The sequence below is a fragment of the Waterburya agarophytonicola KI4 genome (assembly GCF_020640915.1).
GTDB classification, from domain to species: domain Bacteria; phylum Cyanobacteriota; class Cyanobacteriia; order Cyanobacteriales; family Xenococcaceae; genus Waterburya; species Waterburya agarophytonicola.
The window spans coordinates 97,163-113,718 of sequence record NZ_JADWDC010000006.1; the positions used below are offsets into that span (position 1 = coordinate 97,163).

The window sequence follows — 16,556 nt, forward strand, 5'->3', positions numbered from 1 at the left end:
AATTAATTCAAACTCAACAACAGCTACAATCCAAAGATGCAGAATTAATTCAAAAAGATGCAAACTTAACCAAAATCCAGTACAAGCTACAGTCCAAAGATACAGAATTAATTCAAACTCAACAACAGCTAGAATACATCAAACATCAACTACACGAGGCTGAAAAACAAACCAAAGTCGTGCAAATGCAAGCCGATCAATATAAGCTTTTGATTGTGGCAATGGAAACTAGTAAGTTTTGGAAGCTGAGAAAATGGTGGCTCAATTTAAAACAAAAGAACAAGATCGCAACTCGGGATCTTCTCTATCAAAACTATTTAGTCTCCCGTAATTCCCCGCCTGTAGTGGAAAATATTCCCGATGCTAAGACCAAGTCCTCAGGAATAGTAGCAGATACCCCAGAATACCAGCAATGGCTCGATCGCAACTATCCCCAGGCAAAGGAGTTAAAAAAAATCAAATTAAACTGCACAACCCTGCCCTATCGCCCCCTAATTAGCATCATCGTACCTATATATAATGCCGATGAGAACTTTTTACGTCAGGCGATCGCATCTGTTATCGAACAAGCATACGACTGTTGGGAATTATGTTTGGCTGATGACTGTTCTACCAAACCTCACGTCAAAGAAATTTTAGCAGAATACGCCCAGCAAGACGAACGAATCAAAGTCGTTTATCGCTCGGAAAATGGGCATATTTGTCGCGCTTCCAATTCTGCTTTAGAGATTGCCACGGGAGAATATATCGCCTTGTTAGACCATGATGATCTCTTAGCACCCCACGCTTTAGCCAAAGTAGTCGAGTTACTCAATCAACATCCCGAAGCAGACTTTATTTATTCCGACGAAGATAAAGTAAACGAGGAGAATATTCACAGCGGTCATTTCTTCAAACCTGATTGGTGTCCCGATTCATTGTTATCGCGGATGTATACCTGTCATTTGGGGGTCTATCGGCGATCGCTAGTCAATCAAGTGGGTAATTTTCGAGTTGGCTTTGAAGGCAGCCAAGATTATGATTTAGTACTGCGTTTAAGCGAGAAAACTGACAAAATATTTCACATTCCCGATATTCTCTATCATTGGCGCATTCATTTAGAATCTACAGCAGCAGATTCTGATGCCAAACCTTATGCAGCCAATGCAGCCCAAAAAGCCCTCTCAGAAGCGATCGCTCGCCGAAAAGAACCAGGAGAGGTTTTGCTCAATCCTGACTTTCCTGGGGTTTATACAGTGCGCTATCAGATCGAAAATCCCCAACTGGTTAGCATTATTATTCCCACCAAAGATTTAGCTGATGTTTTGGATGTGTGCTTAAAATCGATTTTCAGTCAAACAACTTATCCCAATTATGAAATAATTTTGATTGATAATGGCAGCACCGAAGCCAAGACTCACGAATGTTTTGCTTATTGGCAACAGCAACAACCAGAACGTTTTAAGTGCTATCCCTATGATGTCCCCTTCAACTATTCTCAAATCAACAACTATGCAGTAACCAAAGCCCAGGGAAAATATTTACTCTTTCTCAACAACGATACAGAAGTCTTGACTCCAGATTGGCTCGAAGCCATGGTGGAACAAGCTCAAAGAGCATCTATTGGGGCAGTAGGCAGCCTATTGCTTTATCCCGACGACACCGTCCAACATGGGGGCGTAATTCTGGGAATTGGGGGAGTAGCAGGACACAGCCACAAACATTTTCGGGTGACTCAAGCAGGATATGTTTCTCAAATCGTTTCGACTAACAATTATTCTGCGGTTACGGCAGCTTGTATGATGTGTCGGAGAGAAGTATTCGAGGAGATTGGCGGATTTGAAGAAAAACTGGCGATCGCATTTAACGATGTCGACTTCTGCCTGAAAATTATTGCTCGCGGCTATCGCAATATTTATTTACCTCATGTAGCTTTGTATCACTACGAATCTAAAAGTAGAGGCCATGAAGACACCCCCGAAAAACAAACTCGCTTTGCTCAAGAAGTTGGCTATATGAGACAAAAATGGCAAGAAATCTGTAGTGCAGATCCTTGTTACAATCCTAACCTCAGTAAAAATCATGAAGACTATAGCCTAAACATTTAGCCCTTAGCCCTATGAGAATGCTCAAAAATAACCGATATGCAACCAATAGAGTCATTATCCTGCTCGTTGGCTTGCTCTTTTTAGGCTATTGTTTATTAACCGTTTTGCCCTGGAATCCTACTGGTTATAAGTTTGATTTAGATTCTTCTTGGGCAACTGCTCTCCACGTAGCCTTCGCCAATAGAATTCAATTTGGTCGAGATTTTGTTTATACCTATGGCCCTTATGGATTTTTACAGGTAGATCTATTCTTTAAGGAAACTTATGGGTTTACTTTTAGCTTTCGTTGCTTAATTGCGATCGCAGTATGGGCGGGATTATTCAGAATAGGCAGACACTGCGCCAGTCGTCGAGATGGATCGATATTCTTTTTAATCCCCGTCCTATTTTTTTTCCCCAATGACCCGATCTGGATGGATTTTTTTCAATTCACTGTGATTACTTTGCCTCTGGTGCTATATTTCTACCTGGGCAAGGGGATGACTCCATCCTTAGTTTTGACTATAATGACGGTTGCTCTTGCTAGTCTAGTAAAATCGACCTATTTAGTAATTTGCATTTTCTTTATTGGTGCGATCGCAATTGATGAAATAGGTAGGTTAAAAAGAATTCCTCAAGTTGCATCAGTCTACTTAGCCTTTATGTGGGTTTTTTGGGGAATAGCTGCCCAAGATTTTGCTAATATCCCCAAATATGTAGTTAATAGCTTAGAGATAATTAGTGGTTTTAGTTCAACTATGGGACTCGGGGGAAGTAACTCAGAAATATTTCTCTACGCACTTTCCACGGGGATTTTTTTTGTTTTAGTTGCATTCCTGAGATGGAAAAAAGATCGTTGGTGGGGTATCTTACCCAGCTTGAGTTTGGCAGTACTTTTTTTTGTGACTTTCAAGGGTGCATTTACTCGCCATGATGCCCACGCTTTACAGGCTTTTTTTGATATTATTCCTGTCGTTTCAATTTTTACTGCCCTGGAATGGTCTTCCATTAGCAAAACGGGTTGGTCTATTGGCAAAAAGCTTAAGTTTCCTGCAATGCTAGCTTGGGGAATGAGTCTCTTGTTGTTATCAATGATGGGTGCAACAGTATTAAATCGCTACTTAAATTACAGCTATAAAGACTTTGGAGTCAAAATTGTACAAGAAATCAGTCGTAAAATTCCTCAAGCAGCCAAAGTAATCAGCGGCACAGCAAATTTGGCTGCAATTTCCGAACAGAATAAAGACTATGTTAGAGGTGAAAATCCTTTACCCGCAATTGCAGGATCGGTAGATTTATATCCCAACGAAATAGGAAGCATTTTTGCTTACGATTTCGATTATAAGCCCCGTCCTGTTTTTCAAAGTTTTTCTGCTTATACGAGTAAATTAGCTCGATTAAACGTAGAACATTTAAGACAAGCCGATGCAGCCAAAAATATTTTCTTTGACATTCGACCAATCGATCAACGTCTGGGTAGTTTTGAAGATGGTTTGTCTTGGCCAGAAATGTTAACTCTCTACGATATTACCCAAACTGAAGGTCGTTACTTACTTTTACAACGCAGCGATCGCCCCCGTCAATATGAGTTAGAAACCATAGGAGAAAAATTGGCAACTTTGGGGGAATGGATTAACCTTGACGATGCTAACTCTGTTTGGGGGGAAGTAAAATTGAAACCTAATTTCTGGGGCAAATTAGCCAAGACGGCTTTGAGGTTGCCTCACTTATATTTAGAGGTAGAAACGGCTAATGGCAATCGCACACAATATACTATGCTTACTGATGTAATGAGCGAAGGTTTTTTACTATCTCCTATATTGTCCAATCGCTGGGATTTTTTAGAATTTGCTATTCCTAACTGGCAGCAAACATTGGCTCGAAAAAAAGTAAAAAAGTTTAGAATTATTGCCCCAGGTAATAATTCTTGGTTTTATCCATCAACATATCAATTACAACTCAGTCAGCTACAGTTTCCTCGACAAGATCGAAGCCGAATTACGGGATGGCAAGAAGCAAGTAACCGAATAATACCCGAAGCTTTAAATGGTGTAATAATCAGGACTGCGATTGATGGTGAAAATACAGCTGGTTGGATGGCTCATGCTCCAAACAAACTTACTATCGAGGTAGGAAAAAAACAACAAAATTTATCATTTAGCTTTGGTATTTTGCCCAAGGGAGTAGACCAGTCATTACAAGAAAACGCAGGTGATGGAGTAGAATTTAGAATCATTACTTTAGAGTCTAAGAATCGCCAGAAAATACTTTTTTCTCGTCAACTGCAACCGAGAACTAACCCAGAAGATCGGGGTATACATCGAGCAACTATTGATTTGAGTCAAATTGATACCCAAAAATTGATCTTAGAAACTATCTCGGGTAAGAATAGCCGCTGGGATTGGTCGTATTGGTCAAATATCACTGCTGGGCGTTGGTGATTTGCTGTTTGTCCAAAGTCCAAAACCAGAAAATAGCTAAAAGTAATATTCTCTTACTCAGTCATTCTCAATAATTATCAGTTAATGAAAATAAATTGAAATTAAAATATTTTGAGGTGCGGAAGGTGAGTTTAGAGGCGATCGCAATTTCTTGAACCTTCAGGAATACGTTCTCCTGAGTTATTGGTGCGATATGCAGTCAAGATTACTTCTCCAGATTCAGTTATTTCGACTCCTCTAGCTGGCTGAATTTTACCCTGACTGGTTTCTATAGATGCGGGAATAGTTGAAGTAGAATTATCTTTGCCATTGACTGTGACATTGAGAGAATTTAGAGGCGATCCTGGATCGGGAAAAATGCCGCCTTTGCCAGTAATATAAAGACCATTTTGGGCTGCTAATTTACGATCGGCTTGACAGGCTTGTTCCCTAGTTTCTTCTGGTACTATTACATCTGTGGATAACTCTGTTGCGCCTTGAATCAAACTATTATCTGGAGTATTAATCCTAATATTGCCATCTAGATTAAAGCGAGAACTGGCATCAATATCGTTACTACCATTGTTTTCTGTCGCTGAATTTTCTTGGATTCCTAATAGTGTAGAGTTTATTTGAATATTTCCTCCCACTCCATCTTCTGCATTAGCAATAATATCATTTCCATTGCCATCGCTAGGAAAAGCAATGGTGAATCTAGAATCTATATTTATATTACCTCCATCAGCGTTATTACGAGCTTGGGCAGAGATAAAACTGTTGTTTTGCAGAATAATATTTTCGGCTACTTGTAAATCGATAATGCCACTTTCTCCTCCAGCAAATTGAGTAGCTGTCTCAATTCTGGCATTGTCAGTAAGCTGTATAGTATCGGCTGTGATGCTTATACTTCCTGGTCTTCCCGTACCTGGATTCTCTCCTAGACTATCGAAGTTTGTTGCTTCGACAGAACCACCATTAGTAATAAACAGGTTTCCCGTATCGATAAATACACCACCTCCATTACCATCCAAATTAACAGCATTTGCAGAGATATTACTAAATCTACCTGTTGAACTTTGCCCATCAATAGTAATATCTCCTGTCGCTGTAACAGTCACTGCACCCGCATCGCCTTGACCCTCAGTAGTAGCAGAAACTTGACCCCCATTAGTCAAGTTGAGATTGTTAGTAGAGACTGTTATACCTCCTGCATCCCCTGTTGAATTCTCAGTAATCCTACTGGTAATTCCACTGGGAACGGGAGTTAATAATTGTCGTTCCCCATCTATATTAATATCTCCTGTGGCTGTAACAATTATCTCACCTGCATTTCCCTGACCTCCAACACTAGCATCAACTCGTCCACCAGCAGTCAGGTTGAGATTGTTAGTGGAGACAATTACCCCTCCTGCATCCCCTTCTCCCCCTGGACCAACCCTACTGGTAATTCCACTAGGAACGCGACCACTATTTCCACTTTGTAGTTCTTCAGGACGAGGTCGTACACCATCTGCTGTAATATCTCCTGTGGCGGTAACAGTTACTAACCCTGCATTGCCTTCACCATTAGTACTAGCATCAACTCGACCCCCATTAGTTAGAGTGAGATTGTTAGTCAAGACAGTCACTGCGCCTGCATCCCCTACCGTATCCCGTTCAACCCTACTGGCAATTCTACTAGCACCACCATTTGAACCTTCTCTATCAGCAATGATATTTCCTGTGGCGGTAACAGTTACCACCCCTGCATTGCCTATACCATTAGTACTAGCATCAACTTGACCACCATTAGTCAGAGTGAGATTGTTAGTCAAGACAGTCACTTCGCCTGAATTTCCTACCGCACCTTCTTCAATCCTACTTGTAATCCCACTAACTCTAACATCTAAATCTTCCCCATCAGCAATAATCTCTCTTTCCCCATCAATAGTAATATCTCCTGTGGCTGTAACGTTTACTGCACCTGCATTGCCTTGCCCCAAAGTATTACTAGCAACTAAACTACCATTTAATAGAGAAAGAGAACCTGTAGTTATAAACACATTGCCACTATTACCAAATCCTTCTTGATTATTGGTGATTTCCCCTTCGTTGAGAGAGAGATTTCCCGTAGCATTAATAGTAATATCTCCTGCTTGTGCTTCGATAGCAGTAGATTCTGCTCTTATTCCCGCTCTAATACTGCTGACTCCAAGCTCTCCCCCTTCCAGGTTTAGATTCCGAACATCTATTTTGATATTTCCTCCCCCAGAACCTCTAACATCTATTACTGAGCCATTATTAAGGGTTATATCTCCTCTGAATATATCTTCGGCAAAACTTCCACTACCATTGTCATTAATTTCTACCGTTCCTGACTCTGATATAGCACCAAGATATATGTCACCACCACTGGCAGTTAAACTCCCACCTTCAAAGTTAAGATTACTTGCCACAAAGGTAAGATTATTACCAGGATTCACTTCTAAGCCGATTACTTCTTCAGCATTATCTCGAACAGTTGAACGATTTACTATATCCCCTGGATTATCCCTAAAACTCAATCCAATAGGGGCATTAACCGTTAACAAAGGAGGATTATCCAAGTCTGATGCGCTAAACTCCCCATCCTCAAACAAAATACTACTGGCACTACTGCCATAGAAAGAACCACCAATATCTAACCTGGCATTCTCACCAAAGATAATTCCTGCGGGGTTAATCAAAAACAAGCTGGCACTGCCATTAGCTCGAATCAGACCATCAATGTTGGAAATATTTCCGCCTGTTACGCGAGAAAAGATATTAGAGATGTCTGAAGCATTATTGAAAAAAGCTTCGTTGCCCGTACCAACTGAAAAGTCCTGAAAGCTATGAAATAGATTACCGCTTCTCGTTTCTCCTCCCGTTATTTCGGCTACATTACCATTCTGATTGACTTGAGTATTAACTGTGCCGTCAGAAGTGACTTGAGCGAGGGTACTCTCTACAGTTCCTACAACGGGGCGAACCCCCGCAATATGCGGAGCGGTATCCTTTAGGACGGACTGTTTCGCAACACTACTTGAAGCGTAAAGACAACCGACGGTGCAAAGGCTTATCTGAAATGGGAATAAGAGAGTTTTTTTCATGAAAATACGTGATATAGGGAAGCTTAAAATTACATCTAAATGACATGCTATCAGCAAAAGTACTACAAACATAGTAAATACTTTACAAAAGTCAATCAAAGTGACTTAATCGGGCGTTTGTTCAATTCTACTTGCTGTTTCCAAAATGTAGATCTGGCTAACTTTAGACGTAACAAATATCATCTTCTTTGCGTTTTGGCGTATTTGGAAAAAAAACTACTCCCACCCACACAAAACACCATAAATCCCCCAGATCGCCATCGCTCTTAAATAATGACTTGCCCTAAAAGTACCCACCGCAGTAATCGCTTCAGGAGTCCTAAACTGCAAACCATTTTCATACACCTGATTAACCACAGTTTCCGTTACTCTAAACCCCTCTTTCTTCATTCCCATTTGAATCATAAAAGCAGCTATACCAAAATTAATTCCCGTCCATACTTCCAAGGGATGAGTGTCATCGGGATTAACTGGACTACCATCGGGTAATACGCCGTTAGCGATGCCATATTTACCATCATGGAATTTCAGGAAACAGGCATCATAGATTTTGTTTAAAGTAGCTTTAGTATATTTTTCTTCCACTACGTCGGGCAAACCCAATAGACGAGCGTAAAATTGCCCGCACAGTTGATCCGCCATAACTGCATTCGAGCCACTTTCCGTATCCAGGCGATAGTATTCTCCATTCCAAAGAGTATCGTGATAAAGCGATCGCGATTGGTGCAGCCAGCTATTATAAGTATCAATCTGAGTTTCTATAACTTCTGGGAAATTTTCTGGTTGCAGATTAGGATTCATGGGAGGATTGGCAATTAAAATTTTACCAATTTGCACTGCTGCTTCGAGTGCTGCGATCCACAAGCCACCACAATAGGTACTTACTCCTTTTAATCTCCAGTCGTCAAAGGTTTGATCGGGTGCGCCAGAGTTTTCGGGGATGCCATCGTTGTCGCGGTCGAATTTCTTGAGATATGCCAAAGTAAGAGTAATACTGTCCCAACATTCCCAAAGAAAGTTATTATCCTCCCCTGGGGTAAGTAAATAGTCGCGATATATTTGCAAGACAAAATCGCTGGGTAAGTCTTTCCACTGATTGCAATCTTGATAGGAAGTATAGTTAGTTTCCTCCCAAGGATGTTCGTTAGGCGCGCCGAGATCGTGGGGAGTTGCACCACCTTCTTTGCGAATAGCACTAGAGCGATCGTATCCTACTATGCGGGGAGTATCATCGTGATGGGGAATAGCACGAGCAAAAGCTTCCAAGACGGACTTGTCTAACTTTGACCACAAGATCATTAAACCAAAAGAGCCGTATAAGCGCACGTCTAGACTTTCATACCAACGATAGTCCATACACTCCAATACCCCAAACTGTCCTACGGGGTCATCTTCTGTCGCAGCCGTCCATAAAGTCCCACCGTCGGTTAGCAGATATAGCTCATTAAATAACGCCATCTTAAACCAGTCGGGTAAGTCTTCCTTTTGCAATATAGGATTTTGCCAAGCCTCTATTTTTTCGCGCCACCAGTCACCGTGTTTGAGAGCAGTCCGCACCATTGACCAGCTATTGTTAGCATTACGCCCAAAAAAATCGGTATAGCGTCGATAATAGTTGATTCCTTGCTTAAATTCTGTAATAGGGAAATCCCAAGCTAGGGTAAAAGGAATTTCTTTAGTTTGTCCTGGTTTAATTGTAAATCGTACTGCGATCGCGCAAGCAATTTGTTCTCCAGGATCGGCAGGGGTTTCGTCTTGCTTGTCGGATAACGAACCATCTGCTGCAAAACTATCCCATACTTCCGCGCCATCACCATCGGGATTCCAGCGACTTTGATAAAATACTTCGACACTAGGATTGGCTACTGTCGCGATCGCAATTTGTCCGTCTCCTTCCTGCACTTGTTCGTGGGGTTGAATTCGGTTTAAGATACAACCCACTCGAAAATGGTCTTGTATCCATTCATTATAGTTACCCGTACTATCGCGCCACTTGGGTTGATATTCATATTCTGGACTACCATCATCCCTTACCTTTATCGTCGGGGATTTTATGGCATTGGTAAACCAACCGACAATATTTTGCCAAGTCAGCATAATGCTTAGAGTAATTGGTTTATCCGTCGGGTTGCGGATCTTCCAGTTAAAATTGACTATCGGATAGCTTGCTTCCATATAGCTTTCCGACCAAATCGGCGAAAATTGCTCGCAGGTAATACTGGTTGCAAATACTCCCTGATATTCATACCAACTGCGGGGAAACAACGCGCTATACATTCCCTTTTCCTTCGGATACCAAGACCAACGAGAGAGAGTATTATCTTCAGGTGCTTCTGTAGATAAGGCATAAGCCTGAGTGCCATCTTCTGTATGCTCGAAGACACTAAACTGACAAGGGGCAAGGGACTTAAAAATATGTTCCCCTCCATCTAAATGCCAAAGATTAAAATCTCCCTTAGTCGATCTGCCAATACATCCCGCACCCATACCCCCCAAAGGCATACCGTGCCAAGCACCATCATCCAAATTACTCGCGTAGCGTACAGTATAGGGTTTGTCCCATCCTTTACCAATAGGACGTTTCCAAGCGCAATAAGGAATCTCTGGGTTAGGTGTCATTTGCTTTAATTGAGCGATCGAGCAGCATTCAGGATAACAGCTAAATTGGCGATGCACCAGAATATCCTCAAGAGTTTTAATTTTTATACTTGTTTGGTAACTCTGTTTATACTCGACTATTGTGATTTGGATTGGCGATCGCTCGGATAAATGTTAGTCACTTTTCCATCATCAAGTTGGTAATATTGCAATTATGCCCAAGTTATTTAATTGAAATTTTTCTATTTGTTCTGAAGTTTTTCTCACTAAAGATTTTGAAGTTTTACCGACTTCTAGAATTGTCATAATTCCATCTGTATGAGTCGCCAAAAAACTCGTATCCATACAGTTTAATAAAGCTGGTGCATCGTAAATTACTAAATCGAATGCTGACTCAAGTTCTTGATTCAGATTTTTCATTTGATTGGAGGCTAACATCCTAGTAGAGTTTGGTAATATTTGTCCAGAAGTTATCATAAAAAGATTTTCTTTTCGAGCAGACTTTTGGACAACATCATGAAAATCTAGATCTGCTTGTTCTACAAGTAAATCGCAAAGTCCCTTTTCATTATCTAAATACAATCTCGAATGGAGAGTCGGCAAACGCAGATTAGCATCGACTAACAAAACTTTATATCCCATTGCTGCTACTGTTTCAGCTAAATGTAGAGCAATGGAATTTATTTTATTTTCTTCGCTAATTGAGGAAACTACTACCGATCGCAAAGTTGCTTCACTAAAGCGGAACTTAATATTTCCATACAGAGCATCAAAAGCATCCAAGAATTCGGGATTATTTTGTTCTAGATCGTCATTTGGAGGAATAGTTCCTAGCAGGGGTATCTGTAGCTGTTGTTCAATGTCTTTGGCAGCATAAAAAACATTGCGCGACTTTTCAAAAACGACAACTGTGCCAATACCAATTATTAAGCTGCCGAACAAAGATAGCATTAATTGTTTTTCAGAATTTTGAGGCAGAGGTGTCGGAAATCCAACTGAATCTTTTAACAGTTGAGGTGAAGAAATAATTTCCCAAGGAATTTGGCTTTGTGCTAGCTCAATGCGTAAAGCATCTCTTTGAGTAGTTAGCTGATCTAAGGTTTGGTTGGCAATAGCTAATTCTTTGGTAACTCCTGCATATTGACGAGAAACATTAGGTAACTGTTGTGCCTGCTGCTCAAATTGATTTTGATTGGTTTTGAGAGAATTAAGCTGAATTTCTAAAAGCTCAATTTTGTTAGTGGTTTCAACTAGCTGTTGTGTCATTTCTGAGCTAAGAGAATTTTTTGATTTGAACAGAGCAGAATTTACCGTTTCTGGCTGATATTTATTACCTAAAATTCTTCTCGATTCTTGAGTTAGCAAACTCATCAGGTTTTGCTGTTCATAATAAAGTGCCTGCACTTGAGGACTATTGTTTGTAAACTTTGCTGTTTGAATAGAAATTTGGCTATCTAATAATTTTGATTGTTCTAATAATTTTTGATAGTTAGCATCCTCTCCTAAAGCTAAGGCTAAAATTGCCTCCTCTGGATTCATGTTAAGCTGCTGTTCTAAATTTTGTTTGAGTGCTTTTAACTTTTTGAGTTCGCCTTTGGTTTCTAACTGTTGAATGTTAATTTGCTCGACCTGTTTTAATAAGCTTTCGCCCTTTAGTTCTGGGTCGATGAACTGATTTTTTTCTCGCAAATTTTGTAGTTTTATTTGTAAACCCACTACTTTTCGATTGAGTTCTGGTAGTTGAGCTTCAATAAATTCAATTCCCTGACCAATTTGAGTTTTACGATCTTCTAGGGAATATCTTAAATATTTTTCAGCCGTTTTTTCTAAAACTAAATCCACCAAATCTGGATCGGATTCCTGATAGCTGACTTCGATAATTTTAGTTTGATTAGACAGATCGAATTCATCTAAATTAAGTCTGGAAATTTTTAAATTATCTCTCAATTGCTTTTGAGTAAACTCAGGATATTTGACTTGAACTTGCTCGACAATTGAAGCTAGCATCCCAGGACTTTTTAAGATAGTAATAATCGTTGAATAGTCCATTTCTAAAGAGCCAGGGTAGCCGCCTTTACTAGAGCTAGTAAGAGTGCTTGGTTCAGAAAATTTTGCTTCTGATGTCACTGGTTCGACTAAAAGTTGAAAGTCACCTGTATAAATTGGTGTATAAGAGTTGGTCAGAGAAAATACGATCGCTGCCACGCTGGAAATACCAATAATCGGTAAAATATTTCTTTTAACAGTTTCCCATGTGCCTGTCAGATTTAATCCTTGTTGAGTTGGATTAACTTGTTGAATCGAATTAGATGACTGTACTACTATTTCTCCAGGAAAGTCTTGCATTTTAAAATAATATTTTTTAAATTACGGTTGTATAAATTAAATATAAATATCAAGATCAACAATTATTCGCTGATAAAAATCATTCCCGATTTAACAGGATCGAAGTCTTCGGGAAAAAGAGTGTCTTTATCGTATTTTGCCCGATCAATACGAACTGCTTTTAGAGTTGCTCCTGTTAAATTAGCTCCTCTTAGATTGGCATTCTTTAAATTGGCTCGCCAAAAGTTAGCTTGCACTAAATTAGCATCCTTAAGATATACTTTTTGTAGATTAGCTAAAGAAAAATTAGCTCGCCATAAATAAGCATTTTTCAAGTTGGCATTTTCTAAGTTTGCTTCTTCTAAATTAGCTTGTCCTAAATCTACAAACCATAGTTCTGCTCCTGTTAAATTGGCTCTTTTGAGGTTGGTATTACCTAGATTGGCTTTATATAAGTAGGCTGAGGTTAAGTCTGCTCCTGTTAAATTAGCTCCTCTTAAATTGGCTTCTTCTAAGTCTTCTTCCACCAGAATTATTCCTCTGAGGTCGTTGGCACGTAAGAATAATTCGCGAAATTTGTTATCACCTACTTTGTGTTTTTTGAATAGCTGTTGAGTGTGCTTTTTCATTTATAATCCAATAGTTAACTTATAGTTAAACTCAAAAAACAACTTATTCTTTGTAGGATAATTCTGCAATTTGTGTTCTTGGTTGAACACTTGATTGAGTACTAACAATATCTCGTTCTGTTCTGATCCATTTTTGTTGAGGCTTGATTAAAAACTGAAAATAAATTGGCAATTTCCACATAATATATAAAGGTACATTTACCAATGATTTGAAAGGAATAATCTTACGTCCAAATTTCCCCCAAGCTAGGAAAATAGCCAAGAACAAAAGTAATCCTTCAATAGTTATCCAGCAAATTGCTGAGTTGAGCTTTCCTTCTGCAACTACGACGGTTAATCCGATCGTTGCAACTATAGACCAAAGAATAACTAAAAAAGATAAGGGTGGAACACACAAGTCAAAAGCAATAGCAAGTAAATCCATCCGTTTTTGTCTCCATGATTCTTTGATTAAACGAGGAACTTGAGTCTGCAAAGTAGAGAGATGACCATGTTCCCATCTGGTTCGTTGAGTAGTCGCTGCCCGATCTTTTAATGGCAAAACTCCTGTAACTTTGGCATCCGAACAAAATAGAGGTGGATTCCCTGCAATGGCAAGGTCTATACCAAGCTGCATATCTTCAACCAGATTACCGCTAGCCAAAGGAACTTGATTAATCACTGACCAAGGATATGCCGTTCCCATCGTCACGAGACAGGGAAGATTTAGTTTAGCTAAACCTTGGGGGCGGACTAAGTTTTTCACGACAAAGGCTAGTTCGGAAATGGCACTTTTGAGATCGGAGTTGTTAGCTCTATAAAGTAGGTTTATGGGCTGTACGGGCCTACCTGAAGCCATTGCTTTATATGCTAGAGATTCAATATAGTTGGGCTGTATGTGGCAGTCAGCATCTAATATAATGACTACATCACTAGGATTTTGCTGCATACTCCATAAGCCATAATCTAAAGCATACCCTTTACCCTGGTGCAGTGAATTTCTTCTTTCGAGTAAGGTCACATCAAAGTTTTTGACGATGGATGCAGTGCGATCGCTACAGTTATCTGCAATTACAATTAAGCGATCGCGATCGCTTAATTGAGGCAATATATTGGCAATAGTGTTGCCAATCACAACTTCTTCATCATGGGCTGCAATTAATACGGCAACGGTTGGTCGACTAGAACTTGTAATTGCTTGATTTTTATTAATCTTTTTCTTGGGTAATAGTGCCGCGATACACTCAACAAATAAAACAGCAATTGGCAGAAACAGAATTAATGTGAAGCAAAGTATAACACTATCAATTGATAGCATCTCTTCGAGATTAATGTTCATGAGTATGTAGAGGTAAGTGCTAATTTTGGAAAGTGATTTTCTACTGTCAAAATGAATTATTTTTTTATTTAGAACCAATTCAATAGCTCAGTTCATAATTTTTGGTAAGACAAAAGAAAATAGATTACCTCTAAGCTCAATTAGGTACAGAGTTGAATGCTTGGAGATAACAATAATAGATAAAGTAAGAACAATTGAGTCGTTGATAATTGACGGCGCGGTATTAAGATAGAAAAATTGCGCATTATTATTTGTTAGAGCAAATCTATGCTTTTGGCATTTTATTTAGTTTTTTTTGAAAAATGGTATTTTGGGTCATAAGTTATATATTATCTAAATAATTCAAAAAGTATACGTAAAAATGACTAGTAAGTCAAAACTTTTAAATCGCTTTGAATATTCTTCATACTTTAGATATAATTCTCGTTTTTCAAAGTAAGTTAATCCCTTGTTAAAGCTAGGTATTTTAATTGAAGTATTTTTGATGCTAATCATTCTAAAAAAGCAGTACTACAAAAAAATAAATAAAGATTCAATAAAGATCTAACCGATTATATTAACCACAAAGATTTTTTAAAACTCTCAAATATTGGCTAGCAATACATTTTTCAGTCGCTGCTAGATGACAAGTGGAAAACATAAAAACTTTATATAGCAATAATCACAAAAATATGTCAGTTATTATTTGCGTATAAATCACCATTTTAAGAGCATAAATATTACTTGGTTTTTTACGCAGTATTCAAATTTGTCAGAGATATATCCTTAATATCTTCCATTATTTCTTCCTGGTTGTGATATGAAAATAGCCTATTTAATCAATCAATATCCCGCAGTTAGCCACAGTTTTATTCGCCGAGAAATCCAAGCATTGTCAGACGAAGGTTTAGAAATCTGGCGTTTTTCGATTCGTCCTGCTGCCAAACTAGTTGATCGCGCTGACCAATTAGAACTAGAGAAGACAAAGTTTATTCTGGGGGTAGGTATATTCGGCTTACTATGGGCTTTATTCCGCACTGCGATCGCTAGACCAAGACGTTTTTTGATGGCACTTAGGCTAACAATTAAAATTGGCTGGCATAAAGATAAAGGAATTTTGGTTTATCTAGCTTATCTAGCCGAAGCTTGCGTACTTCTTGATTGGGTAATCAGTGCAGACATCGAACATATTCACGCTCATTTTGCCTTTAACCCTACTGCTGTAGCGATGCTATGTAATGTTTTGGGTGATATTCCCTATAGCTTTACGGTTCATGGTCCAGAAAGCATAGACCGTGCCGTCGTCCTGTCTCTAGAAGAGAAAATTAAACGAGCAAGTTTTGTCGCAGCCATTAGTTTCTATTGCCAGAGTCAGCTTTATCGCTGGTGCGATCGCGCTTACTGGTCAAAAATACACATCGTTCACTGTGGTTTGGACAAGCCTTTCTTTGAGCAGCCAATCACTCCCGTACCAGAAACGAATCAGCTAGTCTGCGTGGGTAGACTAAACGAACAAAAGGGGCATTTAATCTTACTCGAAACTGCTCGTAAATTAGCCTTATTAGGAATAGATTTCCAACTAGTTTTAGTGGGAGATGGGGAACTGCGATCGCAAGTAGAAAGTCTAATTATCCAGTTTGATCTACAGGATCGCATTACGATTACGGGTTGGGCGGACAGCGAACAGGTACGGCAACACATAATTAACTCGCGAGGGATGGTGTTACCTAGTTTTGCCGAAGGTTTACCCGTAGTAATTATGGAAGCATTGGCTTTAGGTCGTCCCGTGATTAGTACCTATATCGCAGGAATACCCGAATTAGTTGAATCAGATTGTGGCTGGTTAGTTCCGTCAGGTTCGGTAGAAGCATTAGCCAAAACAATGAGCCAAGTTCTGCAATTGCCAACGGATAAATTGAGCCAAATGGGGCAAGTGGGAGCAAAAAAAGTTGCGCTTCAGCATAATGTGGCGATCGAAGCTCGTAAATTAGCCGACCTTTTCCGACAAACTCAAGGGAAACAACTAATTACGGAAATAGTTATTCAGGAAACACCCATAAGCGTCAAGACAAACTGTCGTTTGCCCCTACGGGAATCTAACAATTAATAAA

The 16,556-nt window shown here is 39.4% G+C and carries 8 protein-coding genes; 3 read left to right on the forward strand and 5 right to left on the reverse strand.

Going from position 1 to position 16,556, the window contains the following annotated elements:
- Positions 1 to 221: 221 nt before the first annotated feature.
- Positions 222 to 2,087: a glycosyltransferase family 2 protein gene (locus tag I4641_RS03965; protein WP_369426716.1), complete on the forward strand. Its 1,866-nt coding sequence runs from the start codon at positions 222 to 224 to the stop codon at positions 2,085 to 2,087.
- A gap of 17 nt (positions 2,088 to 2,104) precedes the next feature.
- Positions 2,105 to 4,507, forward strand: a complete 2,403-nt coding sequence (locus tag I4641_RS03970) for a hypothetical protein (RefSeq protein WP_229639168.1) — start codon at positions 2,105 to 2,107, stop codon at positions 4,505 to 4,507.
- Between the two features lie 131 nt (positions 4,508 to 4,638).
- Here I4641_RS03970 and I4641_RS03975 read toward each other — a convergent pair whose 3' ends face one another.
- The 5 genes from I4641_RS03975 to I4641_RS03995 all read right to left on the reverse strand — a co-directional run bounded on the left by I4641_RS03975 (position 4,639) and on the right by I4641_RS03995 (position 14,466).
- Positions 4,639 to 7,596, reverse strand: coding sequence for a two-partner secretion domain-containing protein (locus I4641_RS03975; protein ID WP_229639169.1), 2,958 nt, complete (start codon positions 7,594 to 7,596; stop codon positions 4,639 to 4,641).
- A gap of 216 nt (positions 7,597 to 7,812) precedes the next feature.
- Complete coding sequence (locus I4641_RS03980; RefSeq protein WP_263858127.1) at positions 7,813 to 10,215, reverse strand: GH116 family glycosyl hydrolase; 2,403 nt, start codon at positions 10,213 to 10,215, stop codon at positions 7,813 to 7,815.
- Positions 10,216 to 10,386: 171 nt separating this feature from the next.
- Entirely contained in the window at positions 10,387 to 12,540 is a 2,154-nt protein-coding gene (locus I4641_RS03985) for a GumC family protein (RefSeq protein WP_229639171.1), read from the reverse strand.
- Between the two features lie 62 nt (positions 12,541 to 12,602).
- Entirely contained in the window at positions 12,603 to 13,148 is a 546-nt protein-coding gene (locus tag I4641_RS03990) for a pentapeptide repeat-containing protein (RefSeq protein ID WP_229639172.1), read from the reverse strand.
- Between the two features lie 43 nt (positions 13,149 to 13,191).
- Positions 13,192 to 14,466 carry a glycosyltransferase family 2 protein gene (locus I4641_RS03995; protein ID WP_229639173.1) on the reverse strand — a complete coding sequence of 425 codons (1,275 nt, stop codon included), beginning with the start codon at positions 14,464 to 14,466 and terminating at the stop codon, positions 13,192 to 13,194.
- A 799-nt stretch (positions 14,467 to 15,265) separates the two neighbouring features.
- Here I4641_RS03995 and I4641_RS04000 point away from each other — a divergent pair.
- Positions 15,266 to 16,552, forward strand: a complete 1,287-nt coding sequence (locus I4641_RS04000; protein ID WP_229639174.1) for a glycosyltransferase — start codon at positions 15,266 to 15,268, stop codon at positions 16,550 to 16,552.
- Positions 16,553 to 16,556: the final 4 nt, after the last annotated feature.

Coding starts and splice junctions, on each gene's coding strand:
- I4641_RS03965 (WP_369426716.1), top strand. CDS start 222: ATGGAAACTAGTAAGTTTTGGAAGCTGAGAAAATGGTGGCTCAATTTA.
- I4641_RS03970 (WP_229639168.1), top strand. CDS start 2,105: ATGCTCAAAAATAACCGATATGCAACCAATAGAGTCATTATCCTGCTC.
- I4641_RS03975 (WP_229639169.1), bottom strand. CDS start 7,596: ATGAAAAAAACTCTCTTATTCCCATTTCAGATAAGCCTTTGCACCGTC.
- I4641_RS03980 (WP_263858127.1), bottom strand. CDS start 10,215: ATGACACCTAACCCAGAGATTCCTTATTGCGCTTGGAAACGTCCTATT.
- I4641_RS03985 (WP_229639171.1), bottom strand. CDS start 12,540: ATGCAAGACTTTCCTGGAGAAATAGTAGTACAGTCATCTAATTCGATT.
- I4641_RS03990 (WP_229639172.1), bottom strand. CDS start 13,148: ATGAAAAAGCACACTCAACAGCTATTCAAAAAACACAAAGTAGGTGAT.
- I4641_RS03995 (WP_229639173.1), bottom strand. CDS start 14,466: ATGAACATTAATCTCGAAGAGATGCTATCAATTGATAGTGTTATACTT.
- I4641_RS04000 (WP_229639174.1), top strand. CDS start 15,266: ATGAAAATAGCCTATTTAATCAATCAATATCCCGCAGTTAGCCACAGT.